The 24017-nt window shown below is 64.8% G+C and carries 21 protein-coding genes and 3 tRNA genes; 12 read left to right on the plus strand and 12 right to left on the minus strand.

The features are described 5' to 3' along the window. Positions 1–189: 189 nt before the first annotated feature. The 6 genes from ACYAF3_RS05890 to rluD all read right to left on the minus strand — a co-directional run bounded on the left by ACYAF3_RS05890 (position 190) and on the right by rluD (position 5079). Positions 190–265: transfer RNA gene (locus ACYAF3_RS05890), tRNA-Lys, on the minus strand. Positions 266–275: 10 nt separating this feature from the next. Further along, positions 276–352 (minus strand) — tRNA-Pro (locus tag ACYAF3_RS05895). Positions 353–361: 9 nt separating this feature from the next. Then, a tRNA-Asn gene (locus tag ACYAF3_RS05900) sits at positions 362–437 on the minus strand. A gap of 234 nt (positions 438–671) precedes the next feature. Further along, positions 672–3236: an ATP-dependent chaperone ClpB gene (gene clpB, locus ACYAF3_RS05905; RefSeq protein WP_003145976.1), complete on the minus strand. Its 2565-nt coding sequence runs from the start codon at positions 3234–3236 to the stop codon at positions 672–674. A 155-nt stretch (positions 3237–3391) separates the two neighbouring features. Continuing rightward, positions 3392–4120, minus strand: coding sequence for a peptidoglycan editing factor PgeF (pgeF, locus tag ACYAF3_RS05910; RefSeq protein WP_003102588.1), 729 nt, complete (start codon positions 4118–4120; stop codon positions 3392–3394). Beyond that, positions 4117–5079 (minus strand): 23S rRNA pseudouridine(1911/1915/1917) synthase RluD, encoded by a 963-nt coding sequence (rluD, locus tag ACYAF3_RS05915; RefSeq protein ID WP_105579168.1) that lies wholly within the window; start codon positions 5077–5079, stop codon positions 4117–4119. Before rluD ends, pgeF begins: the two co-directional genes overlap by 4 nt. Before the next feature lie 145 nt (positions 5080–5224). On the opposite strand from rluD, the gene ACYAF3_RS05920 reads away from it, so the two are divergent. From ACYAF3_RS05920 to pilR, 4 genes are all read left to right on the plus strand, one after another. Then, positions 5225–6250, plus strand: a complete 1026-nt coding sequence (locus tag ACYAF3_RS05920) for an outer membrane protein assembly factor BamD (RefSeq protein ID WP_003102590.1) — start codon at positions 5225–5227, stop codon at positions 6248–6250. A 156-nt stretch (positions 6251–6406) separates the two neighbouring features. Beyond that, positions 6407–6652, plus strand: a complete 246-nt coding sequence (locus ACYAF3_RS05925) for a PP0621 family protein (RefSeq protein ID WP_003102591.1) — start codon at positions 6407–6409, stop codon at positions 6650–6652. After that, positions 6642–8234: a two-component system sensor histidine kinase PilS gene (pilS, locus tag ACYAF3_RS05930; protein ID WP_003094692.1), complete on the plus strand. Its 1593-nt coding sequence runs from the start codon at positions 6642–6644 to the stop codon at positions 8232–8234. The genes ACYAF3_RS05925 and pilS overlap by 11 nt, the downstream gene beginning before the upstream one ends. A gap of 14 nt (positions 8235–8248) precedes the next feature. After that, positions 8249–9586, plus strand: a complete 1338-nt coding sequence (gene pilR / locus ACYAF3_RS05935) for a two-component system response regulator PilR (RefSeq protein WP_017002067.1) — start codon at positions 8249–8251, stop codon at positions 9584–9586. 45 nt (positions 9587–9631) lie between these two features. Here the strand turns inward: pilR and thiO are convergent, their stop codons facing one another. After that, positions 9632–10726 (minus strand): glycine oxidase ThiO, encoded by a 1095-nt coding sequence (thiO, locus tag ACYAF3_RS05940; RefSeq protein WP_023108762.1) that lies wholly within the window; start codon positions 10724–10726, stop codon positions 9632–9634. Between the two features lie 134 nt (positions 10727–10860). On the opposite strand from thiO, the gene ACYAF3_RS05945 reads away from it, so the two are divergent. The 8 genes from ACYAF3_RS05945 to pilE all read left to right on the plus strand — a co-directional run bounded on the left by ACYAF3_RS05945 (position 10861) and on the right by pilE (position 18209). Then, positions 10861–11370 (plus strand): GspH/FimT family pseudopilin, encoded by a 510-nt coding sequence (locus ACYAF3_RS05945; RefSeq protein WP_023088572.1) that lies wholly within the window; start codon positions 10861–10863, stop codon positions 11368–11370. A gap of 105 nt (positions 11371–11475) precedes the next feature. After that, entirely contained in the window at positions 11476–11982 is a 507-nt protein-coding gene (locus ACYAF3_RS05950) for a GspH/FimT family pseudopilin (RefSeq protein WP_003102598.1), read from the plus strand. Continuing rightward, on the plus strand, positions 11973–12530 hold the full coding sequence (gene pilV / locus ACYAF3_RS05955) for a type 4a pilus minor pilin PilV (protein WP_003094697.1): 558 nt from the start codon (positions 11973–11975) through the stop codon (positions 12528–12530). The genes ACYAF3_RS05950 and pilV overlap by 10 nt, the downstream gene beginning before the upstream one ends. Further along, positions 12527–13351, plus strand: coding sequence for a type 4a pilus minor pilin PilW (gene pilW, locus ACYAF3_RS05960; protein WP_023114841.1), 825 nt, complete (start codon positions 12527–12529; stop codon positions 13349–13351). Before pilV ends, pilW begins: the two co-directional genes overlap by 4 nt. Beyond that, positions 13348–13935, plus strand: a complete 588-nt coding sequence (pilX, locus tag ACYAF3_RS05965; RefSeq protein WP_003112826.1) for a type 4a pilus minor pilin PilX — start codon at positions 13348–13350, stop codon at positions 13933–13935. The genes pilW and pilX overlap by 4 nt, the downstream gene beginning before the upstream one ends. 11 nt (positions 13936–13946) lie before the next feature. Further along, the gene (pilY1, locus tag ACYAF3_RS05970) at positions 13947–17438 is read left to right on the plus strand and encodes a type 4a pilus biogenesis protein PilY1 (protein ID WP_003102607.1); all 3492 of its coding nucleotides are present in this window, start codon (positions 13947–13949) and stop codon (positions 17436–17438) included. Position 17439: 1 nt separating this feature from the next. Then, complete coding sequence (gene pilY2 / locus ACYAF3_RS05975; protein ID WP_003102609.1) at positions 17440–17787, plus strand: type 4a fimbrial biogenesis protein PilY2; 348 nt, start codon at positions 17440–17442, stop codon at positions 17785–17787. Continuing rightward, positions 17784–18209, plus strand: a complete 426-nt coding sequence (gene pilE / locus ACYAF3_RS05980) for a type 4a pilus minor pilin PilE (RefSeq protein ID WP_003094721.1) — start codon at positions 17784–17786, stop codon at positions 18207–18209. Before pilY2 ends, pilE begins: the two co-directional genes overlap by 4 nt. A gap of 46 nt (positions 18210–18255) precedes the next feature. Here pilE and ispH read toward each other — a convergent pair whose 3' ends face one another. The 5 genes from ispH to ribF all read right to left on the minus strand — a co-directional run bounded on the left by ispH (position 18256) and on the right by ribF (position 24014). Beyond that, the gene (gene ispH / locus ACYAF3_RS05985) at positions 18256–19200 is read right to left on the minus strand and encodes a 4-hydroxy-3-methylbut-2-enyl diphosphate reductase (protein WP_003094724.1); all 945 of its coding nucleotides are present in this window, start codon (positions 19198–19200) and stop codon (positions 18256–18258) included. An 85-nt stretch (positions 19201–19285) separates the two neighbouring features. Beyond that, positions 19286–19726 (minus strand): FKBP-type peptidyl-prolyl cis-trans isomerase, encoded by a 441-nt coding sequence (gene fkpB, locus ACYAF3_RS05990; protein WP_003102613.1) that lies wholly within the window; start codon positions 19724–19726, stop codon positions 19286–19288. Beyond that, a complete protein-coding gene (gene lspA / locus ACYAF3_RS05995) occupies positions 19719–20228 on the minus strand; it encodes a signal peptidase II (protein ID WP_003110420.1) in 510 nt (169 codons plus the stop codon). Before lspA ends, fkpB begins: the two co-directional genes overlap by 8 nt. Continuing rightward, the gene (gene ileS, locus ACYAF3_RS06000; RefSeq protein WP_023103515.1) at positions 20221–23052 is read right to left on the minus strand and encodes an isoleucine--tRNA ligase; all 2832 of its coding nucleotides are present in this window, start codon (positions 23050–23052) and stop codon (positions 20221–20223) included. The genes lspA and ileS overlap by 8 nt, the downstream gene beginning before the upstream one ends. A 23-nt stretch (positions 23053–23075) precedes the next feature. Further along, positions 23076–24014: a bifunctional riboflavin kinase/FAD synthetase gene (gene ribF / locus ACYAF3_RS06005; protein WP_003102619.1), complete on the minus strand. Its 939-nt coding sequence runs from the start codon at positions 24012–24014 to the stop codon at positions 23076–23078. Positions 24015–24017 lie beyond the last annotated feature (3 nt).

The following is a 24017-nucleotide window of genomic DNA, read 5'->3' on the forward strand; positions in this document are numbered from 1 at the left end:
ATGGAGCGGCCGGGCCTCAGGGCCCGCCGCCTCCAGACGCTCGATGAATGCCATGCGGGAAGGCCAGGCGTCGGAGAAACAGGGCTGGAAGAGCGGCCCCTCCTCCTTCCCACAGGCCAGCATTCGGAAAAATAAGGGTACAGAAACGAAAAAGCCCACCTTCGCAGGTGGGCTTTTTCGTCTTGAATATGGTGGGTCGTGTAGGATTCGAACCTACGACCAATTGGTTAAAAGCCAACTGCTCTACCGACTGAGCTAACGACCCAAGTATGAGGTGGTCGGGGTAGAGAGATTCGAACTCCCGACATCCTGCTCCCAAAGCAGGCGCGCTACCGGACTGCGCTATACCCCGATTGGAAGTTGGCTCCGCGACCTGGACTCGAACCAGGGACCCAATGATTAACAGTCATTTGCTCTACCGACTGAGCTATCGCGGAACGTCTTTCTTCCAACCCTGGACGCTTCCGGTGTTGCTGGATTCGCGTCTCAGAGGCGCGCCATTTTACGGATGCACGCGGGCATGTCAACCCTCTGATCCAAAAAGTTTTTCTTCTTTTTCCACGAGCGGCAAAACGGCCCTTCCACTGCATGCGGCAGCGCTCTCACTCCCACCGGACGCCCATGAAAAAGCCCCGCCGAAGCGGGGCTTTCCCTGTCCGTCCACGAAGAGGTCAGGCGAAGACGATCTCGTCTCCTTCCAACTTCGCCGAGATACTGGCACCCGGCGCGAATTTGCCGGCCAGGATCAGTTGCGCCAGCGGGTTCTCGATCCAGCGCTGGATGGCCCGCTTCAGCGGGCGTGCGCCATAGACCGGGTCGAAGCCGACGGCGATCAGCTTGTCCAGCGCCTCCTGGCTCAGTTCCAGGCTCAGCTCGCGCTCGGCCAGGCGCTTGCGCAGGCGACCGAGCTGGATCTCGGCGATGCCGGCGATCTGCTCGCGAGCCAGCGGCTCGAATACCACCACTTCGTCGATCCGGTTGATGAATTCCGGACGGAAGTGTGCATTGACCGCGTCCATCACTGCGGCACGTTGCGCCTCGCGGTCGCCGGCCAGCTCCTGGATCTGTGCCGAACCGAGGTTGGAGGTCATCACCACCACGGTGTTGCGGAAGTCCACCGTACGCCCGTGACTGTCGGTCAGGCGTCCGTCCTCGAGCACCTGGAGGAGAATGTTGAATACATCCGGATGGGCCTTCTCCACCTCGTCCAGCAGCACCACCGAGTAGGGCTTGCGGCGGATCGCCTCGGTCAGGTAGCCGCCTTCCTCGAAGCCGACGTAGCCCGGAGGCGCGCCGATCAGGCGGGCCACCGAGTGTTTCTCCATGAACTCGGACATATCGATCCGCACCAGCGCCTCCTCGGTATCGAAGAGGAACTCGGCCAGCGCCTTGCACAACTCGGTCTTGCCCACCCCGGTCGGGCCGAGGAAGAGGAACGAGCCGCTCGGCCGGTTCGGATCGGCGAGGCCGGCGCGCGAACGGCGCACGGCGTTGGACACGGCGACTACCGCCTCGTCCTGGCCGATCACTCGCCGATGCAGCTCCTGCTCCATGCGCAGCAGCTTCTCGCGCTCGCCCTCGAGCATCTTCGACACCGGGATACCGGTCCACTTGGAAACCACTTCGGCGATTTCCTCGTCGGTCACCTTGTTGCGCAGCAACTGGTTCTCGGTCTTGCCGTGCTGGTCGACCATCTGCAGGCTGCGTTCCAGGTCCGGGATGGTCTGGTACTGGATGCGCGCCATGCTCTCGAGGTCGCCCTTGCGCCGCGCCGCCTCCATCTCCTGCTTGGCCTGCTCGATCTTCTGCTGGATCTGCGCCGAGCCCTGCACCTCGGCCTTCTCGGACTTCCAGATCTCCTCGAGGTCGGCGTATTCGCGCTCGAGCTTGACGATATCCTCCTCCAGCTTGGCCAGGCGCTTCCTGGTGGCTTCGTCGTCTTCCTTCTTCAGCGCCTCGCGCTCGATCTTCAGCTGGATCAGGCGACGGTCGAGACGATCCAGTTCCTCCGGCTTGGAGTCGATCTCCATGCGGATGCGGCTGGCGGCCTCGTCGATCAGGTCGATGGCCTTGTCCGGCAGTTGCCGATCGGTGATGTAGCGGTGCGACAGCTTGGCCGCGGCGATGATCGCGCCGTCGGTGATGCTCACCCCGTGGTGCACTTCATAGCGTTCCTTGAGACCACGGAGGATGGCGATGGTGTCTTCCTCGCTCGGTTCGTCCACCAGCACCTTCTGGAAGCGGCGCTCCAGCGCGGCATCCTTCTCGATGTACTGGCGATACTCGTCGAGGGTAGTAGCACCGACGCAGTGCAGCTCGCCGCGCGCCAGAGCCGGCTTGAGCATGTTGCCGGCGTCCATGGCACCTTCCGCCTTGCCGGCGCCGACCATGGTGTGCAGTTCGTCGATGAACAGGATGACCCGACCTTCCTGCTTGCCCAGTTCGTTGAGGACTGCCTTCAGGCGTTCCTCGAACTCGCCGCGGAACTTGGCGCCGGCGATCAGCGCCCCCATGTCCAGGGCCAGCAGGCGCTTGTCCTTGAGGCCGTCCGGCACTTCGCCGTTGATGATGCGCTGGGCCAGGCCCTCGACGATGGCGGTCTTGCCGACGCCGGGTTCGCCGATCAGCACCGGGTTGTTCTTGGTCCGCCGCTGCAGGACCTGGATGGTCCGGCGGATCTCGTCGTCGCGACCGATCACCGGGTCGAGCTTGCCTTCCTCGGCGCGCTTGGTCATGTCGACGGTGTACTTGTCCAGCGCCTGGCGCGACTCCTCGACGTTCGGGTCGTTCACCGCTTCGCCGCCACGCAGGTTGGCCACGGCATTCTCCAGCGCCTTGCGCGACACGCCCTGGCCGAGCAGCAGCTTGCCGAGCCTGGTGTTCTCGTCCATCGCGGCCAGCAATACCAGCTCGCTGGAGATGAACTGGTCGCCCTTCTGCTGGGCCAGGCGGTCAGCCTGGTTGAGCAGGCGTGCGAGATCCTGGGACAGGTTCACGTCGCCGGTCGGGCTCTGGATCTTCGGCAGCGCGTCGAGTTCTTTGTTGAGGCCGCTGCGCAGGGCGGCGATATCGAAGCCGACCTGCATCAGCAGGGGCTTGATCGAACCGCCTTGCTGCTCGAGCAGGGCGGAAAGCAGGTGCACCGGCTCGATGGCCGGATGGTCATGGCCAACGGCCAGGGACTGGGCGTCGGAGAGCGCCAGTTGCAGCTTGCTGGTCAAACGGTCTATTCGCATGGGTCGTCCTTCCTTCTATAGAGCGGGCCGGAACGATGGGTGTCCCTGATGAAGAAAAGCCCGCCGAGATGACTCAGTAGATAAGGGCGATTTTCCGCGGTTCAAGCGACCGGACCGTGACATCGGTCAGTTGCCGCCGGATAACCTGCGCGGGCCTAGTCCTGGAGCCAGACCAGGCTGGCAAAACGGCCGGTACGCGACGAGCGGCGGTAGGAATAGAAGCGCGCGGTATCGCTGAAGGTGCAGAAGCCGCCGCCATGCACGGCGGTGACGCCATGGGCGCCCAGGCGGATCCGCGCGAGTCGGTAGATGTCGGCCATGAAGCGGCCCGGATTGGCGCTAGGTACGAAAGCCGAGCGCGCCTCGGCGTGCGCAGCGACGAATGCATCGCGGACCTCGCCGCCGACCTCGAAGGCCTGCGGGCCGATCGCCGGCCCCAGCCAGACCAGCAGTTCGTCGCCGGGCACGCCCAGGCTGTCCACCGTCGCCTCCAGCACGCCCGCCGCCAGCCCGCGCCAGCCGGCATGGGCCGCGGCCACGCGGGTGCCCGAGCGGTCGCAGAACAACGCCGGCAGGCAGTCGGCGGTCATGATCGTACAGGCGACGCCCGGCATCGCGCTCCAGCTGGCGTCGGCCCTGAGCACCCGGCTCGGGTCGGCCTCCACCACCGTCACTCCGTGCACCTGGTCCAACCAGCTCGGCCGGCATTCCAGACGCTCGGTCAGGCGTCGGCGGTTTTCTTCCACGGCGCGCGGATCGTCGTCGACGTGGGCGCCAAGGTTCAGACTGTCGAAGGGTGCCTGGCTGACCCCGCCACTGCGCGTGGTCACGCAGGCCCGCACACGGGCCGGCGCCGGCCAGTCGGGGGTCAGCCAGGCGTTCATCCGACGAACGCCTCGCGATCCTGGCGCAACAGGCTGAGCAGCCAGAGGAAGTCTTCCGGCAGCGGCGACTCCCACTTCATGCGCACGCCGGTGGCCGGGTGATCCAGTTCGAGGAAGCGCGCGTGCAGCGCCTGCCGGGGGAACTCGCGAAGAGTCTGGACCAGGGTCTGGCTGGCCACCGGGGGAATCCTGAAGCGCCCACCGTAGACCGGATCGCCGACCAGGGGATAGCCGATATGGCTCATGTGCACGCGGATCTGGTGGGTACGCCCGGTCTCCAGCTTGACCCGGGTATGGGTGTGCGCACGGAAGCGTTCCAGCACGCGGTAATGGCTGACCGCCGCCTTGCCGGCGTCGACCACCGCCATCTTCTGCCGCTGCACGCCATGCCGTCCGATCGGCGCATCGATGGTGCCGCCGGAGGTGATCACGCCGATCACGATCGCCTCGTAGATGCGGCTGACCGACCGTGCCTGCAGTTGCGCCACCAGCTTGGTGTGGGCCTCCAGCGTCTTGGCCACCACCATCAGGCCGGTCGTGTCCTTGTCCAGGCGGTGGACGATCCCGGCGCGCGGCACATTGGCGATGTCCGGGACATGGTAGAGCAAGGCATTCAGCAGGGTGCCGTCCTGATGGCCGGCAGCCGGATGGACCACCAGGCCGGCGGGCTTGTCGATCACCAGGATGTGCTCGTCCTCGTAGACGATTTCCAGCTCGATGTCCTGTGCGAGCCACTCGCCCTGGGCTTCCTGCTCGGCCTCCAGGACCAGTTGCGCGCCGCTGTGGACGATGTCGCGCGGGCGCAGCACGGCGCCGTCGACGGTCAGGCGTCCGTCCTTGATCCAGCCGGCCAGACGGGAGCGGGAGTGTTCGGGAAAAAGCTGGGCGGCGATCTGGTCGAGACGCTGGCCACCCAGCTCGAACGGCACCTCGGCCGCGCGTTGAATCATATCGGACATGAGTAGGAGACGATGCTCAGCGCGGCTTTTGGAATCGGCTACGCGCTGTGGTTAAATACGGGGTCTTTGTCCCAGGGGGTGCCTGGGGCGCCAATCATAACAGACGGTTGAGGCCAAGCCGACCGTCCCAGGGACGCAAGCCGCCATGCAAGTGAAACACCTGCTGCTGATCGCCATCCTCGCCCTCACCGCAGCCTGCTCCTCGAACAAGGAGACTGTCGACGAGAACCTGAGCGAGAGCCAGCTGTACCAGCAGGCGCAGGACGACCTCAACAACAAGAGCTACAACAGCGCCGTCACCAAGCTGAAAGCCCTCGAATCGCGTTATCCCTTCGGCCGCTACGCCGAGCAGGCCCAGCTCGAGCTGATCTACGCCAACTACAAGAACATGGAGCCCGAAGCCGCCCGCGCCGCCGCCGAACGCTTCATCCGCCTGCATCCGCAGCACCCCAACGTCGACTACGCCTACTACCTCAAGGGCCTGTCCTCCTTCGACCAGGACCGCGGCCTGCTGGCGCGCTTCCTGCCGCTGGACATGACCAAGCGCGACCCGGGCGCCGCCCGCGACTCCTTCAACGAGTTCGCCCAGCTCACCAGCCGCTTCCCCAACAGCCGCTACGCCCCGGACGCCAAGGCGCGCATGGTGTACCTGCGCAACCTGCTGGCGGCCTACGAAGTGCACGTCGGCCACTACTACCTGAAGCGCCAGGCCTATGTCGCCGCCGCCAACCGCGGCCGCTACGTGGTAGAGAACTTCCAGGAAACCCCGGCCGTCGGCGATGGCCTGGCGATCATGGTCGAAGCCTACCGTCGCCTGGGTCTCGACGACCTGGCCAGCACCAGCCTGGAAACCCTCAAGCTCAACTATCCGGATAACGCCAGCCTCAAGGATGGCGAGTTCGTCGCCCGCGAAAGCGAGGCCGACACCCGCTCCTGGCTGGCCAAGGCCACCCTGGGCCTGATCGAAGGCGGCGAGCCGCCGCCGCACATGGAAACCCAGGCCGCCAAGGACGTGATCAAGCAGTACGAGGATGCCGAGCGGGAGATCCCCGCCGAACTGAAGCCGGAAAACCAGGATCACAGCGCCGACGACGAGAAGCCGGAGAGCGATGACGACGAAGACTCCGGCCGCTCCTGGTGGAGCTACATGACCTTCGGTCTCTTCGACTGATCGCACGAAACACCGAAGGGAGGCGCAGGCCTCCCTTCTTTTTGCCCGCCGCCATGCCTCTCCCAGCGCCAAACGCCGCACAGCCTGGACCTTCCCGGCTGGGATCGAGCCGGCGGCTTGGCTAAACTGCAGCTTTCTCCAGCCTCCGAGATCACCATGGGCCTTTTCCGCCTCCTGTTCTGGATCGCCCTGATCGCCATCGCGTTCTGGCTCTGGCGTCGCTTTACCCGTCCCACTCCGCGCCAGCAGCAACGTCCGCAGGACGAGCCGAGCGCATCGCCGATGGTCCGCTGCGCCCATTGCGGCGTCCACGTGCCGCAGGCCAACGCCCTCGCCCACGAACAACGCTGGTATTGCAGCCAGGCGCACCTGCGCCAGGACCAGGGCGACCGTGCGCGCTGAACGGCTACGGCTGAGCGAGGAGCAGGGGCAACGCATCCTCCGTCTGTACCACCTGTACCGCCTGACCATCGGCCTGGTACTGGTCCTGCTAATCTCCAGCGAACTGGAAGATCAGGTCCTCAAGCTCGTCCACCCTGAACTGTTCCATGTCGGCAGTTGGTGCTACCTGGTCTTCAACATCCTGGTCGCGCTGTTCCTGCCGCCGTCGCGGCAATTGCTGCCGATCTTCATCCTCGCGCTCACCGACGTGCTGATGCTTTGCGGCCTGTTCTACGCAGGTGGCGGCGTACCCAGCGGCATCGGCAGCCTGCTGGTGGTGGCGGTGGCCATTGCCAACATCCTGCTGCGCGGGCGCATCGGCCTGGTCATCGCGGCGGCGGCCAGCCTCGGCCTGCTCTACCTGACCTTCTTCCTCAGCCTGAGCAGTCCGGACGCCACCAACCACTACGTCCAGGCCGGCGGCCTCGGCACCCTGTGCTTCGCCGCCGCGCTGGTGATCCAGGCTCTGGTGCGGCGCCAGGAGCAGACCGAAACGCTGGCCGAAGAACGCGCCGAGACGGTCGCCAACCTGGAGGAACTCAACGCATTGATCCTGCAGCGCATGCGCACCGGCATCCTCGTGGTCGATAGCCGTCAGGCCATCCTCCTCGCCAACCAGGCCGCCCTCGGCCTGCTCAGGCAGGACGACGTGCAGGGCGCCAGCCTGGGCCGCCACAGCCCGATGCTGATGCACTGCATGAAGCAATGGCGCCTGAATCCCAGCCTCCGTCCGCCGACGCTCAAGGTGGTGCCGGATGGCCCGACGGTGCAACCCAGCTTTATCAGCCTCAACCGCGAAGACGACCAGCACGTGCTGATCTTCCTCGAAGACATTTCGCAGATCGCCCAGCAGGCGCAGCAGATGAAGCTGGCCGGTCTCGGCCGCCTGACCGCCGGCATCGCCCATGAGATCCGCAACCCGCTGGGCGCGATCAGCCACGCCGCCCAACTGCTGCAGGAGTCAGAGGAACTGGATGCCCCGGACCGACGCCTGACGCAGATCATCCAGGACCAGTCGAAGCGGATGAACCTGGTCATCGAGAACGTCCTGCAGCTCTCCCGTCGCCGCCAGGCCGAACCGCAGCAGCTCGACCTGAAGGAGTGGCTTCAGCGGTTCGTCGACGAATACCCCGGCAGGCTGCGAAACGACAGCCAACTGCACCTGCAGCTCGGTGCCGGCGACATCCAGACCCGCATGGACCCACATCAGTTGAACCAGGTGCTGAGCAACCTGGTGCAGAACGGTCTTCGCTACAGCGCCCAGGCGCACGGGCGCGGCCAGGTCTGGCTGAGCCTCGCGCGCGACCCGGAGAGCGACCTGCCGGTGCTGGAAGTCATCGACGACGGTCCCGGCGTACCGGCGGACAAACTGAACAACCTGTTCGAACCCTTCTTTACTACAGAAAGCAAAGGCACCGGCCTGGGCCTCTATCTCTCCCGCGAGCTCTGCGAGAGCAACCAGGCACGGATCGACTACCGCAATCGCGAGGAAGGCGGCGGCTGCTTCCGCATCACCTTCGCCCACCCGCGCAAACTCAGCTGACGGAAGCCGCACGCATGAGCCGACAAAAAGCCCTGATCGTCGACGATGAACCGGATATCCGCGAACTGCTGGAAATCACTCTCGGCCGCATGAAGCTGGACACCCGCAGCGCCCGCAACGTCAAGGAAGCCCGCGAGTTGCTGGCCCGCGAGTCGTTCGACCTGTGCCTCACCGACATGCGCCTGCCGGACGGCAGCGGCCTCGATCTGGTCCAGTACATCCAGCAGCGCCATCCACAGACCCCGGTGGCCATGATCACCGCGTACGGCAGCCTGGACACCGCGATCCAGGCGCTCAAGGCCGGTGCCTTCGACTTCCTCACCAAACCGGTCGACCTCGGTCGCTTGCGGGAGCTGGTGGCAACCGCCCTGCGCTTGCGCAACCCGGAAGCCGAGGAAGCGCCGGTGGACAACCGCCTGCTCGGCGAGTCGCCGCCGATGCGCGCCCTGCGCAACCAGATCGGCAAGCTGGCGCGCAGCCAGGCGCCGGTCTACATCAGTGGCGAGTCCGGTAGCGGCAAGGAGCTGGTGGCGCGCCTGATCCACGAGCAGGGGCCACGTATCGAGCGGCCGTTCGTGCCGGTGAACTGCGGCGCGATTCCCTCCGAACTGATGGAAAGCGAGTTCTTCGGCCACAAGAAAGGCAGCTTCACTGGCGCTATCGAAGACAAGCAGGGCCTGTTCCAGGCCGCCAGCGGCGGCACCCTGTTCCTCGACGAAGTCGCCGACCTGCCGATGGCCATGCAGGTCAAACTGCTCCGGGCGATCCAGGAAAAGGCCGTGCGCGCGGTCGGCGGCCAGCAGGAGGTCGCCGTCGACGTGCGCATCCTCTGCGCCACCCACAAGGACCTCGCCGCCGAAGTCGGCGCCGGGCGCTTCCGCCAGGACCTCTACTACCGCCTCAACGTCATCGAGCTGCGCGTACCGCCGCTGCGCGAACGCCGCGAGGACATCCCGCTGCTCGCCGAACGCATCCTCAAGCGCCTGGCCGGCGACACCGGCCTGCCGGCCGCCAGGCTGACCGGCGACGCACAGGAGAAGCTGAAGAACTACCGCTTCCCGGGCAACGTCCGCGAGCTGGAAAACATGCTGGAGCGCGCCTACACCCTGTGCGAAGACGACCAGATCCAGCCTCACGACCTGCGCCTGGCCGATGCGCCGGGTGCCAGCCAGGAAGGCGCCGCGAGCCTGAGCGAAATAGACAACCTCGAGGACTACCTGGAAGACATCGAGCGCAAGCTGATCATGCAGGCGCTCGAGGAGACCCGCTGGAACCGCACCGCCGCGGCCCAGCGCCTGGGCCTGACGTTCCGCTCGATGCGCTACCGCCTGAAAAAGCTGGGCATCGACTGAAAGTGAAAAGGCCTGTCCGAAGACAGGCCTTTTGGTTTTCGCTCCTCAGAGGCGACCAGCCGGGGCGTAGGGGACCGGGTCGATGATCGGTTCCCGCCCGCTCATGAGATCCGCCAGCAGACGGCACGACGCCGGTGCCAGGACCAGCCCGTTGCGGTAGTGCCCGGTATTCAGCCAGAGCCCGTCGAAGCCAGGCACCGGACCGATATAGGGGATGCCTTCGGGAGAGCCCGGGCGCAACCCTGCCCAGTGGGCCACCGGCTGCATGTCCGCCAGTTCCGGCAACAGTTCTGCCGCAGACGCCCTGAGGCTTTCCAGCGCCTCGTCGGTCGGCGTCTTGTCGAAGCCCGAATGTTCCAAGGTGCTGCCGATCAGGATGTGGCCGTCGCGCCGCGGAATCGCGTAGCGCCCCTTGGCCAGCACCATGCGCGGCAGGAAATCCGCCGCGCACTTGTAGAGGATCATCTGCCCTTTCACCGGTACCACGGGCAGTTCCAGGCCAAGCGGCTTCAACAACTCGCCGCTCCAGGCGCCCGCCGCCAGCAGCACCTTGTCGCCACGAATCTCGCCACGCGAGGTCGCCACGCCGACCACTCGATCGCCGTCGCGCAACCAGCCGCGCACCTCCGTCTGTTCATGCAGTTCGAGATTGGCGAATTGTTGCAGGGATGCCCGCAATGAGCGCGCCAGGCGAGGATTGCGCACATTGGCCACGCCCGACATGTAGACCGCCCGCTGGAAGCCGGCGCCCAGCCCGGGCACCGCCGCGTAGGCCTCCTCGATCGGCACGTCCCTCAACGGCCGAGTGTGCTTGCGTGCCCACTGCAGTGCCTCGGTCTGGTCGTCCAGGTCCAGCCAGTACAGGCCAACGGTATGGACCTCGGGATCGAGCCCGGTCTCGTCGAGCAAACGCTGCCCCAGGGCCGGGTAGAAGTCCTGCGACCAGTGCGCCAGGGCGGTCACCGCCGGGCTGTAGCGCCACGGATAGAGCGGCGAGACGATCCCGCCTCCCGCCCAGGATGCCTCACGCCCACTCTCGCCCCGCTCCACCAGGGTCACCCGCAGTCCGGCGAGCGCCAGCTCCCGGGCGGTCAACAGGCCGATGACGCCAGCGCCCACTACCACAACTCTTTCCGACACCAGGGCCTCCACGATCACACAGGGGTTGCAGAAAAGTCGGTCATACGCCTCATCCCGCAGCTGATTGAGGCAACGGGGAAAATCCGGCGAGATACGACCGTCGCGGAATGATACGAGCAAAAGGACCGCCTGCCATGGTCGAAAGGTCGCAGAGAGCGTTCACGCTCACCGAGCTGCTGTTTGCGCTGGCTCTGCTGGGGATACTGGGAAGCCTGGCGCTGCCCGGGATGGCAGCCTGGCTGGACGGCAGTCGCCAGCGAAGCGTGTTGCACGAGCTGAGCGCGAGCATCCAGCTGGGCAGAGCGCATGCCGTCGCCTACCAGCGCCCGGTGACGCTCTGTCCGTCGACCGATGGCCGTCACTGCGGCAACGACTGGGGAGAGGGCTGGCTGCTTGCGGAAGACGGTGGGGAACGGCTTCTCGTGGGACGCGCGCTTGCAAAGAAGGAAAGGCTCCGCTGGAACCGTTCGAACCGCCTCAGGTTCCTCCCCAGCGGCCAGCTCAACATTCACAACGGGCGGTTTCTGCTCTGCGGAAGGCATACCGTTGCCTGGCAACTGATCCTCAACCGGCAGGGCCGGCTCCGTACCGCGAGCGCCAGGGAGAACCGAGAGAAACGTGAGCTATGCAGCACTTCCGGATGATCATGGACCAGTTGTCCTGCCCCACGGGCCGACCGTCAACGACCGCAAGACGCTCCCAGGCCCGTTTGGCATGCTTTCCAGGCGTAGACCCCCTGGAGCAACCGCATGTCATATCGTTCCAACTCGACCGGCTTCACCCTGATCGAGTTGCTGATCATCGTCGTCCTGCTGGCCATCATGGCGAGCTTCGCCATTCCGAACTTCAAGCAGCTGACAGAACGCAACGAACTGCAGAGCGCCGCCGAGGAACTCAATGCGATGCTGCAGTACGCTCGCAGCGAAGCCGTGTCCCAGAGGCGCGCGATCAGCATCCAGGCGCTGAAGGACAAGGACTGGGGCAAGGGCCTGAGCATAGGTGTCCTGGCCTCCGGCTCGATCGCCGCGCCCCTGCGCAAGCACGACGGCTTCCGTGCCGCCACGCTGACAGCGAAGGAAAAGAGCGCCGTGGAACATCTGACCTTCACGGCCAACGGTACCCTCGTACCGCCAACGGAACGAACCTTCGCCATCTGCCAGAACGGCAAGACCGACGGCGGCCGCGTGCTGAGCATCAGCCAGGCCGGCCGGATCCAACTCGAACCTTCCTCCAAGGCGCCCCAGTCATGCTATTGAAATCGCGGCACAAGCCGCTGTACCAATCCGGCTTCAGCATGATCGAAGTGCTGGTCGCCCTGCTGCTGATCAGCATCGGCGTGCTGGGCATGATCGCCATGCAGGGCAAGACCATCCAGTACACCGCCGACTCGGTCGAGCGCAACAAGGCAGCCATGCTCGGCAGCAACCTGCTGGAAAGCATGCGGGCGAGCCCGAAGGCGCTGTACGACGTCAAGGACCAGATGGCCACGCAATCCGACTTCTTCAAGGCCAAGGGGTCGGCGTTCCCCACCGCGCCGTCCTCCTGCACGCCATTGCCCGACGCGATCAAAGACCGCCTGGGATGCTGGGCGGAACAGGTGAAGAACGAACTGCCAGGCGCTGGCGACCTGCTGAAGAGCGACTACTACATCTGCCGCAGCTCGAAGCCGGGCGACTGCGACGGCAAGGGCTCCATGCTGGAAATCCGCCTGGCCTGGCGCGGCAAGCAAGGCGCCTGCGTCAACGCCGCCGACAGCAGCGCCGACACATCCCTCTGCTACTACACCCTCAGGGTCGAGCCATGAGCATGAACAACCGCTCCCGACGGCAATCGGGCCTGTCCATGATCGAACTACTGGTGGCCCTCGCCATCAGCAGCTTCCTGATTCTCGGGATTACCCAGATCTACCTGGACAACAAGCGCAACTACCTGTTCCAGCAAGGCCAGGCAGGCAACCAGGAAAACGGACGCTTCGCCATGATGTTCCTGGACCAGCAACTGGCCAAGGTGGGTTTCCGTCGGCGTGCGGACGATCCCAACGAGTTTGCCTTCAAAGCGCTGGCCAAGTCCGCATTTTGCGAGGAGTTCAAGGCCGGAGCCACCCTGGTGCCCGCGATAGCCAAGACCGGCCAAGCCGGCTTCTGCTACCGCTACCAGCCGGCGCCCGGCGAGGCCTACGACTGCGAAGGCAATTCGATCACCACGCCCAGCGATCCATTCGGGACTGCCGACGCCATAATCGCCCGCATTCTCTTTATACCCTCAACCGCCGATGCTCCCGGAACGCTTACCTGCTCGGCGCAGAGCCTCAAGGACAGAGGCCAGGAGATCGTCAGCGGCCTGGTCGACTTCAAGCTCGAGTACGGCGTCGGCCCGACCATGGCCGGCAAACGCGAGGTGGAAAGCTTCGTCGAACAGGCCAACATCGCCGACCGTCCGGTGCGTGCCCTGCGCTACTCCGCGCTGATGGCCAGCGACAAGAACCTGCGCCAGGGCGACAGCAAGACCCTGGACGATTGGATCACGCTCTACCCCTCGTCCAAGACCAGCCTGCAAGGCAACGACAAGGACCGCCTCTACCAGATCGCCAAGGGCAGCCAGACACTCAGGAATCTCGTGCCATGAACAACTTCCCTGCACAACAGCGCGGCGCCACGCTGGTCATCGCCCTGGCGATCCTGGTGATCGTCACCCTGCTGGCGGTCTCGAGCATGCGCGAAGTGGTACTGGAAAGCCGCATCACCGGCAACGTCATCGAACAGACTCGCTTGCAGAACGCCGCCGAGTCCGGACTCCGCGAAGGCGAGCGGCGCTTCGTCAACACCCTGCGTCCGCCGGAGCCCGGCACCGGTTGTACGGCCGACAACGTGGCCCGCCCCTGCCTGCTGGACCTCGCCGCGCTGAACCTGAAGCTGGCGGACACCCACCAGAATCCGGTCGGCGTGCTGAAGGGCATCGCCAATACCTGGATGAGTTACCGCGGCAGCGACATCAGCAGCGCGACCACCGCGGGCACGCTCTACAGCGTGCAGTGGAACAACCTGCCCATTCCCTCGGGCGGCCAGGTCAACGAAGCGGAAAGCCCCGAATACGGCAACCTGATGCGCGGCATCGGCACCTTCTACTACGAGACCAATAGCGTCGCGCGCAACCAGACCAACAGCGAAACCGTCCTGCAGACCGTTCTCGCCCGTCTCTATACCAACTGATCGAGCCTCGCATGAAATCGGTACTCCACCAGATCGGCAAGACCTCGCTGGCAGCCGCGCTCAGCGGCGCCGTCCTGCTCTCCGCCCAGACCACCCACGCCGCCGCCCTGTCGGTCAGCCAGCAGCCGCTGATGCTGATCCAGGGCGTCGCCCCGAACATGCTGGTGACTCTCGACGACTCGGGCAGTATGGCTTATGCCTATGCACCGGATAGCCTGGTCAACAGCCGCAACAACGTCTATTTCGCGTCGAACAGCTACAACCCGATGTACTTCGACCCGAATACCCAGTACAAGCTGCCGAAAAAGGTGACCCTTTCCAATGGCCAGATCCAGGTGCAGGACTATTCCAAGCCCAGCTTCACCGCGGCATGGCGCAACGGTTTCACTCAGGAAGGCCGGGTAAACCTTTCCCGTGACTACAGGCCAACGGTGCAGTACCAGGGCGGATCGGGAGCAGGCACCGAGTCCAGCATCGACTGGTACGGGGCTCCTGCCTTCTACTACCAATACAGCGGGGGCCGCGGTTGCAGCCTCACCACTTCGAGTTGCTACACCCGTGTGGAAATCAGCGGCGCGGCCCAGCAGCAGAACTTCGCCAACTGGTACTCCTTCTATCGTACCCGCGCCCTGGCCACCCAGACCGCCGCTAACCTGGCGTTCTACAGCCTGCCTGAAAACGCCCGGATCAGTTGGCAACTACTGAACAGTTCCTCGTGCCTGATCGGCAGTGGCTCCAGTAACTGTTACAACAACTACCTGAGAGACTTCACCGGGCAACATCGGGTGAACTTCTTCAACTGGCTGGAGAACCTGTCGGTCGGAGGTGGTACTCCGCTGCGTCAGGCCATGACTCGAGCAGGGGAGTTTCTCAAGAAGACCGGCGTCAACGGCCCCTATGCCTATCGACCTGGTACCCAGACCTCGCCGGAATACAGCTGCCGTGGCAGCTATCACATTCTGATGACCGATGGTCTTTGGAACAACGACTCGGCCAGCGTAGGCAATGCCGACAGCACGAGTCGTAGCCTCCCCGATGGCAAGAGCTACAGCAGCCAGACGCCTTACAGGGATGCTGCGTCCAATACCCTGGCCGACCAGGCCTTCCATTACTGGGCCACCGATGCCCGGCCGGATATCGACGACAATATCAAGCCGTACATTCCCTACCCGGACCAGGCCAATCCCTCGGCGGAGTACTGGAATCCGCGCAACGATCCGGCGACCTGGCAGCACATGGTGACCTATACCCTGGGCCTGGGCCTGACCACCAGCCTCACCAGCCCGAAGTGGGAGGGTTCCACCTACTCCGGCGGCTATGACGAAATCGCCGCCGGGCGCCTCAGCTGGCCGAACGCTTCGAATAACCATAGCAACAACGTCTATGACCTGTGGCACGCCGCAGTGAACTCCCGGGGCGAGTTCTTCAGCGCCGACTCGCCGGACCAACTGGTCGCGGCCTTCCAGGACATCCTCAACCGAATTTCGGGCAAGGACCTGCCGGCATCCCGCCCCGCCATCAGCTCGTCCCTGCAGGAAGACGACACTGGCGACAAGCTGACCCGCTTCGCCTACCAGACCAGCTTCGCCAGCGACAAGAACTGGGCTGGCGACCTGACCCGCTACAGCCTGACCACCCAGGACAAGGCCACCGTGCAGACCAAGCTGTGGAGCGCGCAGAGTATCCTCGACGCGATGCCCAACGGTGGAGCTGGCCGCAAGATCATGATGGCCGGATCCGGTACCTCGGGCCTCAAGGAGTTCACCTGGGGCAGCCTCAGCGCCGACCAGCAGCGGCAGTTGAACCGCGATCCGGACCGCAACGATGTCGCCGACACCAAGGGCCAGGACCGAGTCGCCTTCCTGCGTGGCGATCGCAGCAAGGAGAACAGCGACAACTTCCGCACCCGCAACTCGATCCTCGGCGATATCATCAACTCCTCGCCGGCGACGGTCGGCAAGGCCCAGTACCTGACCTACCTGGCCCAGCCGATCGAGCCCAGCGGCAACTACTCCACGTTCGCAGAAGCACAGAAAACCCGTGCCCCGCGGGTATACGTCGGCGCCAACGACGGCATGCTGCACGGTTTCGATACCGACGGTAACGAGACCTTCGCCTTCATCCCAAGCGCGGTCTTCGAGAAGCTCCACAAGTTGACCGCCCGCGGCTACCAGGGCGGCGCCCACCAGTTCTACGTCGACGGCTCGCCGGTGGTCGCCGACGCCTTCTTCGGCGGCGCCTGGCATACCGTGCTGATCGGCAGCCTGCGCGCCGGCGGCAAGGGTCTGTTCGCCCTCGACGTGACCGACCCCGCCAACATCAAGCTGCTCTGGGAAATCGGCGTGGACCAGGAGCCCGACCTTGGCTACAGCTTCCCCAAACCCACGGTCGCCCGGCTGCACAACGGCAAGTGGGCCGTGGTCACCGGAAACGGTTATTCCAGCCTGAACGACAAGGCCGCGCTGCTGATCATCGACCTGGAGACCGGGGCCATCACCCGCAAACTGGAAGTCACCGGCAGGACCGGCGTACCCAACGGTCTATCCAGCCCTCGCCTGGCAGACAACAACAGCGACGGCGTAGCCGACTACGCCTACGCCGGCGACCTGCAAGGCAACCTCTGGCGCTTCGACCTGATCGCCGGCAAGGTCAACCAGGACGATCCGTTCAGCCGAGCCAACGACGGCCCGGCGGTGGCCTCGAGCTTCAGGGTGTCTTTCGGTGGCCAGCCGCTCTATTCGGCGGTCGACTCCGCCGGCGCGGCGCAAGCGATCACCGCCGCGCCCTCGCTGGTTCGCCATCCGACACGCAAGGGCTACATCGTGATCTTCGGTACCGGCAAGTACTTCGAGAACAGCGACGCCCGGGCCGATACCAGCCGCGCCCAGACGCTCTACGGCATCTGGGACCAGCAAACCAAGGGCGAAGCCGCGGGCAGCACACCCCGACTGACGCGCGGCAACCTGCAGCAGCAGACCCTGGACCTCCAGGCCGACTCGACCTTCGCCTCGACCGCTCGCACCATTCGCATCGCCAGTCAGAACCCGGTCAACTGGCTGAACAATGACGGCAGCACCAAGCAGTCCGGCTGGTATCTGGACTTCATGGTCAACGGCACCCTGAAGGGCGAGATGCTGATCGAGGACATGATCGCCATCGGCCAGGTGGTGCTGCTGCAAACCATCACCCCGAACGATGACCCCTGTGCCGACGGCGCCAGCAACTGGACCTATGGCCTCGATCCCTATACCGGCGGTCGCACCAGCTTCACCGTGTTCGACCTGGCACGCCAGGGCGTCGTGGACTCGAAATCCGACTACAGCTACAACAAGCAGAACGTCGCGGTATCCGGTACCGAGCAGAAAGGCCTGGGAGGCTTGACGCTGAGCACCAACGAACAGGGCAATCCGGAAGTCTGCTCCTCGGGCGAATGCCTGACCGTGAACCCCGGTCCGAACACCCGTGGCCGCCAGAACTGGCGCCCCATCGAAGGAAAGAACTGATATGAAAGTGCTGCCTATGCTGCTGGCCCTGGCCGTTCCCGGCCTCTGCTGGGCCGAAGATCCCCAGACCTTCGAAGGCGCTGGCGTGGTCTTCGAAGTCCAGGTCGAGAAGAACCTGGTGGACATCGACCACCGGCTCTACCGCCTGCCCAACAGCACCGTCAGGAACGGCATGCCCAGCCTGTTTCAGGTCAAGCCGGGCTCCGTGGTGTCCTACTCTGGCACCGTCAGCCAGCCGTGGTCCACCATCACCGATATCTACATTCACAAACAGATGAGCGAACAGGAGCTGGCCGAGATGATCGAGAAAGAACAGCCCCGCCAGGACGGGGAGGAGCAGCCCCGATGAGGACAAGACAGAAGGGCTTCACGTTGCTGGAAATGGTGGTGGTAGTGGCGGTGATCGGCATCCTCCTCGGCATCGCCATTCCCAGTTACCAGAACTACGTGATCCGCTCCAACCGCACCGAGGGCCAGGCCCTGCTCTCGGACGCGGCCGCGCGCCAGGAACGCTACTACTCGCAGAACCCCGGGGTCGGCTACACCAAGGACGTGGCCAAGCTGGGCATGAGTTCGGCCAACTCGCCGAACAACCTGTACAATCTCACCATAGCGACGCCCACCAGCACCACCTATACCCTGACCGCCACGCCGATCAACTCGCAGACCCGCGACAAGACCTGCGGCAAGCTGACCCTCAATCAGCTCGGCGAACGCGGCGCAGCCGGCAAGACCGGCAACAACAGCACCGTCAACGACTGCTGGCGCTGAAACGAAAGAGCCCCTCTACAAGAGGGGCTCTTTCATTGCGCACGGTTCACAAAGCCTTGACCCGCAGTTCCTTGGGCATCGAGAAGGTAATGTTCTCCTCCCGCCCCTCCAGTTCCTGCTCCTCCGACGCCCCCCACTCGCGTAGCTGGGCGATCACGCCGCGCACCAGCACTTCCGGCGCGGAAGCGCCTGCGGTGATTCCGATGCGACGCACACCGTCGAACCAGCCGCGTTGCATGTCCTCGGCGCCGTCGATCAGGTAGGCCGGCGTGCCCATCCGCTCGGCGAGTTCGCGCAGGCGGTTGGAGTTGGAACTGTTGGGGCTGCCCACCACCAGGACCATGTCGCACTGGTCGGCCAGTTCCTTCACGGCATCCTGGCGGTTCTGGGTGGCATAGCAGATGTCGTTCTTGCGCGGTCCCTGGATCTGCGGGAACTTGGCGCGCAGGGCATCGATGACCTTCGAGGTGTCGTCCATCGACAGGGTCGTCTGGGTCACGTAGTGCAGGGCTTCGGGCTTGCGCACCTCCAGCGCGGCGACGTCGGCCTCGTCCTCCACCAGGTAGATGGCACCACCGTTGCTGGCATCGTACTGGCCCATGGTGCCTTCTACCTCGGGGTGCCCTTCATGCCCGATCAGCACGCATTCGTGGCCGTCGCGGCTGTAGCGCACCACTTCCATGTGCACCTTGGTCACCAGCGGACAGGTCGCGTCGAAAACCTTCAGGCCGCGCCCCTCGGCTTCCTTGCGGACCGCCTGGGAAACGCCGTGGGCGCTGAAGATGACGATGACGTTGTCCGGCACCTGATCGAGTTCCTCGACGAAGATGGCGCCGCGCTGGCGCAGGTTGTCCACGACGAACTTGTTGTGCACCACCTCGTGACGCACGTAGATCGGCGGGCCGAAGACATCGAGGGCACGGTTGACGATCTCGATGGCGCGATCCACGCCGGCGCAGAAGCCGCGGGGATTGGCGAGTTTGATTTGCATGGCGGTCTCGTGGGCGACGCGGTGATTGGACGAATGAACCTTGCTACCGCCCTCCCCGCTTGGGAAGGGCGCAGCGACCGACGGTTCAGGCCGGCTGGACGTCGATGATCTCGACTTCGAAGGCCAGGGTCTTGCCGGCCAGCGGATGATTGAAGTCGACGGTCACCTGCTGCTCATCGAACGCCTTGACCACGCCCGGCAGTTCGGTCTTGGCCGCGTCGTTGAAGATCACCAGCAGGCCCTCGGCCAGCTCCATGTCCTGGAACTGGTCGCGCGGCATGATCTGCACGTTCTGCGGATTCGGCTGGCCGAAGCCCTGTTCGGGAAGAATGCTCAGGGTGCGCTTGTCGCCAGCCTTCAAGCCGAACAGCGCCTGTTCGAAGCCCGGCAGCAGGTTGCCGTCGCCGACCTTGAACGAGGCCGGCTGCTTGTCGAAGGTGCTGTCGACGACGTTGCCGTCCTCCAGCTTGAGGGCGAAATGCAGGGTGACGCGGCTCTCCTGGCCAATGCGGGTCGACTCAGCCATGGGCGGCTTCTCCGGATTTCTTCGATCTGAACATGTCGAGCGCCAGCATGACGGCGCCGACGGTGATGGCGCTATCGGCCAGGTTGAACGCCGGGAAGTACCAGCGGTTCTGCCAGTGCACCAGGATGAAGTCCACCACGTGGCCAAGGACCATGCGGTCGTAGAGGTTGCCCAAGGCGCCGCCGAGCACCAGCGCCAGGGCGATGGCCAACCAGGTCTCGCCTTTCTTCAGGCGTTTCAGCCAGACCACCAGGATCGCGCTGACGACGATGGCGATCAGGGCGAATAGCCAGCGCTGCCAGCCCGAGCTGTCGGCCAGGAAGCTGAAGGCGGCACCGGTGTTGTAGGCCAGGGTCCAGCTGAACAGATCGGGGATCACCACGATCTGCTGGTACATGCTCAGTTCGGCCTGGAAGAACGCCTTGCTGAGCTGGTCGAGGACGAACACCAGCACGGTGATCCACAACCAGGGCAAGCGCCCGAAACGATCGACGTCAGGCATAGTGGCGAACCTCGCCGCTGCCTTCGATGTTCTCGATGCAGCGACCGCACAGGTCAGGATGCGCAGCGTGCTGACCGACGTCCTCGCGATGGTGCCAGCAACGACCGCACTTGGCGTGGGTCGACTTGACCACTTTCAGCTTGAGGCCGGCGACTTCGCTGTCCACCGCGTCGGCCGGAGCCGCCGACAGCGGCGCCAGGGTCGCGGTCGAGGTGATCAGGACGAAGCGTAGCTCGTTGCCCAGCTTGGCCAATTGGGCCTGCAGCGCGTCTTCCGCATACAGGGTGACCTCGGCCTGCAGGTTGCCGCCCACGGCCTTGGCCGCGCGCTGGTTCTCCAGCTCCTTGTTGACCGCGGCCTTCACCGCCATGACCTGTTCCCAGTACTGGCGATTCAGTGTCACGTCGGCCGGCAGTTCGCTGAGGCCGTCGTACCAGGTGGCGAGCATTACCGACTCGGCGCGCTCGCCGGGCAGGAACTTCCAGACTTCCTCGGCGGTGAACGCCAGGATCGGGGCGATCCAGCGCACGAGGGCCTCGGCGATGTGGAACAGTGCGGTCTGGCAGGAGCGCCGGGCGACGCTGTTGGCGCCGGTGGTGTACTGGCGGTCCTTGATGATGTCCAGATAGAACCCGCCCAGCTCCTGTACGCAGAAGTTGTGCACCTTGGAATAGACGTTCCAGAAGCGGTACTCGCGATACGCCTCTTCGATCTCGCGCTGCAAGAGCAGGGCGCGATCGACCGCCCAGCGATCCAGGGCCAGCATTTCCTGGGGCGGCAGCAGATCCGTGGCCGGATCGAAACCGTTCAGGTTGGACAGCAGGAAGCGCGTGGTATTGCGGATCCGCCGGTAGGCATCGGCGCTACGCTGGAGAATCTGCTGGGATACCGCGATCTCGCCCGAGTAATCGGTCGAAGCCACCCACAGGCGCAGGATGTCGGCGCCCAGGGTATCGATGACGGTTTGCGGCACCACGGTGTTGCCCAGCGACTTGGACATCTTGCGGCCGGACTCGTCGACGGTGAAACCGTGGGTCAGCAACTGGCGGTACGGCGCATGGTTGTCGATCGCGCAGCCGGTCAGCAGCGAGGAGTGGAACCAGCCGCGGTGCTGGTCGGAACCTTCCAGGTAGAGATCGGCGACCGGGCCGCTGGCATGGCCGATCCGGTGGGAACCACGCAGCACGTGCCAATGGGTGGTGCCGGAGTCGAACCAGACGTCCAGGGTGTCGTTGATCTTCTCGTACTGCGCGGCGTCCTCGCCGAGCAGCTCGGCGGCGTCGAGCTTGAACCAGGCTTCGATGCCTTCCTTCTCGACTCGCTGCGCGACCTCTTCCATCAGCTCCACGGTGCGTGGATGCAGTTCGCCACTGGCCTTGTGCAGGAAGAACGGGATCGGTACGCCCCAGTTGCGCTGGCGCGAGATGCACCAGTCGGGACGCCCGGCGATCATTCCGTGCAGACGCGCCTGGCCCCAGCCCGGGACGAATTCGGTCTGGGTGATGGCTTCCAGCGCTCGCTCGCGCAGGGAAGCACCCTGCCTGGGCTGCTTGTCCATGCCGACGAACCACTGCGCGGTGGCGCGATAGATCAGCGGCGTCTTGTGCCGCCAGCAGTGCATGTAGCTGTGATTGATGGTTTCGTGGGCCAGCAGGCTGCCGACCTCTTCCAGCTTGGCCACCACGTTGGGGTTGGCCTTCCAGATGAACTGGCCGCCGAAGAACGGCAACGAGTCGACGTAGACGCCGTTGCTCTGCACCGGGCTGAGGATGTCGTCGTTGCTCATCCCGTAGCGCTTGCAGGTATAGAAGTCGTCTTCGCCGTAGGCCGGCGACGAGTGGACGATACCGGTGCCGGCATCGAGGGCCACGTAGTCGGCCAGGTACACCGGCGACAGGCGCTCGTAGAACGGATGGCGGAAGTTGATCAGCTCCAGCGCCTCGCCCTTGGCGGTGGCGACCACCTTGCCCTCGCGCTGGTAGCGCGCCAGGCAGGACTCGACCAGGGCCTCGGCCAGCACCAGGTAGCGATCGCCGGCATCGACCAGCGCGTAGTCGATCTCCGGATGCACGTTCAGCGCCTGGTTGGCGGGGATGGTCCAGGGCGTGGTGGTCCAGATGACGATCTGCGCCGGCTTGTCCAAGGCCGCCAGGCCGAAGGCCGCGGCCAGCTTGTCGGCATCCGCCACCGGGAAGCCGACGTCGATGGTCGGCGACTTCTTGTCGGCGTACTCGACCTCGGCCTCGGCCAGCGCCGAACCACAGTCGAAGCACCAGTTGACCGGCTTCAGGCCCTTGAACACGAAGTCCTGCTTGACCATTTCCGCGAGGGCGCGGATTTCGTTCGCCTCGTTGGCGAAATTCATGGTCTTGTAGGGGTTGTCCCACTCGCCGAGCACGCCCAGGCGGATGAAGTCGGCCTTCTGCCCTTCGATCTGCTCGGCCGCGTATTCGCGGCACAGTTCGCGGGTCTTGTCCGCCGGAAGATTCTTGCCGTGGGTGGTCTCGACCTTGTGCTCGATGGGCAGGCCGTGGCAATCCCAGCCCGGCACATAGGGCGCGTCGTAGCCCGCCAGGGTCTTGGAGCGGACAATGATGTCCTTGAGAATCTTGTTGACCGCGTGACCGATGTGAATGCTGCCGTTGGCGTACGGAGGGCCATCGTGCAGGACGAACTTCGGACGGTCGCCGCCAATGGCCCGCAGCTTCTGGTACAGACCGATGTCGTTCCAGAACTTCAGGGTTTCCGGCTCGCGCTGGGGCAGGCCGGCTTTCATTGGGAAGGCGGTTTCCGGAAGGTTTAGCGTCGCTTTGTAGTCGGTCATCTCAGGGCCTGTTCAGGATCTCTTCAATCAAGCGGTTGGCCCAGCCAGTAGGCCCGGGCGGCGGCGATATCCGCGAGAATCGCCGCCTTGAGTGCCTCCAGGGAGGCAAAACGCTGCTCGTCGCGCAGCTTCTGGTGGAAGGTCACCTGCAGATGCCGGCCGTATAGATCGCCGGCGAAATCGAGCAGGTGCACTTCCAGATGGGGACGGCCGTCGCCGTTCACCGAAGGGCGGGTGCCGATGTTCGCCACCCCCTGGCAACGCTGGCCATCGACCAGCGTACTGACCAGGTAGACCCCGTTCAACGGCGCCTTGCGCCGTTTCAGTTGAATGTTGGCCGTGGGCGAGCCCAGTTGCCGGCCGAGTTTCTGTCCATGCAGGACCCGTCCGCTCAGGCTGAAGGGACGCCCCAGAAGGCGCTCGGCGAGATGCAGGTCGCCCTCGGCCAGGGCCTGGCGGACCCGCGTGCTGCTCACCCGCACACCGTCCAGTTCGACGGTGGTGGCCGCCTCGACGGTGAACCCCTGCTCGCGACTGGCGTTCACCAGGAAGGCGAAGTCACCGGAGCGGTCGCAGCCGAAACGGAAATCGTCGCCCACTTCAAGATGCCGCACCGCCAGTCCATCGACCAGGACCTGGCGGACGAACTCGGCTGCCGACAGCTCGCGCAAGCGGCGGTTGAAGGCCAGGCAGAGCACCACGTCGACGCCCTGCCCACGCAGCAACTCGAGTTTCTCGCGCAGGCGGGTCAGGCGCACCGGCGCCGAATCGGGGGAGAAGAACTCGCGCGGCTGCGGCTCGAAAATCACCACGCAGCTGGGTACGCCCAGCTCCAGCGAGCGCTCGCGCAGACGCGCCAGGATAGCCTGGTGCCCGAGGTGGACGCCGTCGAAGTTACCGATGGTGGCGACGCAGCCCCCGGCCAGGGGCTGCAGGTTGTGTAGTCCGCGAAGCAGCTGCATAGC

The sequence above is a fragment of the Pseudomonas sp. TZ252 genome (assembly GCF_056110345.1).

Coding starts and splice junctions, on each gene's coding strand:
- pilY2 (WP_003102609.1), top strand. CDS start 17,440: ATGAAAGTGCTGCCTATGCTGCTGGCCCTGGCCGTTCCCGGCCTCTGC.
- pilV (WP_003094697.1), top strand. CDS start 11,973: ATGCTATTGAAATCGCGGCACAAGCCGCTGTACCAATCCGGCTTCAGC.
- pilE (WP_003094721.1), top strand. CDS start 17,784: ATGAGGACAAGACAGAAGGGCTTCACGTTGCTGGAAATGGTGGTGGTA.
- ACYAF3_RS05925 (WP_003102591.1), top strand. CDS start 6,407: ATGGGCCTTTTCCGCCTCCTGTTCTGGATCGCCCTGATCGCCATCGCG.
- rluD (WP_105579168.1), bottom strand. CDS start 5,079: ATGTCCGATATGATTCAACGCGCGGCCGAGGTGCCGTTCGAGCTGGGT.
- pilX (WP_003112826.1), top strand. CDS start 13,348: ATGAACAACTTCCCTGCACAACAGCGCGGCGCCACGCTGGTCATCGCC.
- pgeF (WP_003102588.1), bottom strand. CDS start 4,120: ATGAACGCCTGGCTGACCCCCGACTGGCCGGCGCCGGCCCGTGTGCGG.
- pilW (WP_023114841.1), top strand. CDS start 12,527: ATGAGCATGAACAACCGCTCCCGACGGCAATCGGGCCTGTCCATGATC.
- ACYAF3_RS05950 (WP_003102598.1), top strand. CDS start 11,476: ATGTCATATCGTTCCAACTCGACCGGCTTCACCCTGATCGAGTTGCTG.
- fkpB (WP_003102613.1), bottom strand. CDS start 19,726: ATGGCTGAGTCGACCCGCATTGGCCAGGAGAGCCGCGTCACCCTGCAT.
- ispH (WP_003094724.1), bottom strand. CDS start 19,200: ATGCAAATCAAACTCGCCAATCCCCGCGGCTTCTGCGCCGGCGTGGAT.
- ileS (WP_023103515.1), bottom strand. CDS start 23,052: ATGACCGACTACAAAGCGACGCTAAACCTTCCGGAAACCGCCTTCCCA.
- ACYAF3_RS05920 (WP_003102590.1), top strand. CDS start 5,225: ATGCAAGTGAAACACCTGCTGCTGATCGCCATCCTCGCCCTCACCGCA.
- clpB (WP_003145976.1), bottom strand. CDS start 3,236: ATGCGAATAGACCGTTTGACCAGCAAGCTGCAACTGGCGCTCTCCGAC.
- pilY1 (WP_003102607.1), top strand. CDS start 13,947: ATGAAATCGGTACTCCACCAGATCGGCAAGACCTCGCTGGCAGCCGCG.
- ACYAF3_RS05945 (WP_023088572.1), top strand. CDS start 10,861: ATGGTCGAAAGGTCGCAGAGAGCGTTCACGCTCACCGAGCTGCTGTTT.
- ribF (WP_003102619.1), bottom strand. CDS start 24,014: ATGCAGCTGCTTCGCGGACTACACAACCTGCAGCCCCTGGCCGGGGGC.
- lspA (WP_003110420.1), bottom strand. CDS start 20,228: ATGCCTGACGTCGATCGTTTCGGGCGCTTGCCCTGGTTGTGGATCACC.
- pilR (WP_017002067.1), top strand. CDS start 8,249: ATGAGCCGACAAAAAGCCCTGATCGTCGACGATGAACCGGATATCCGC.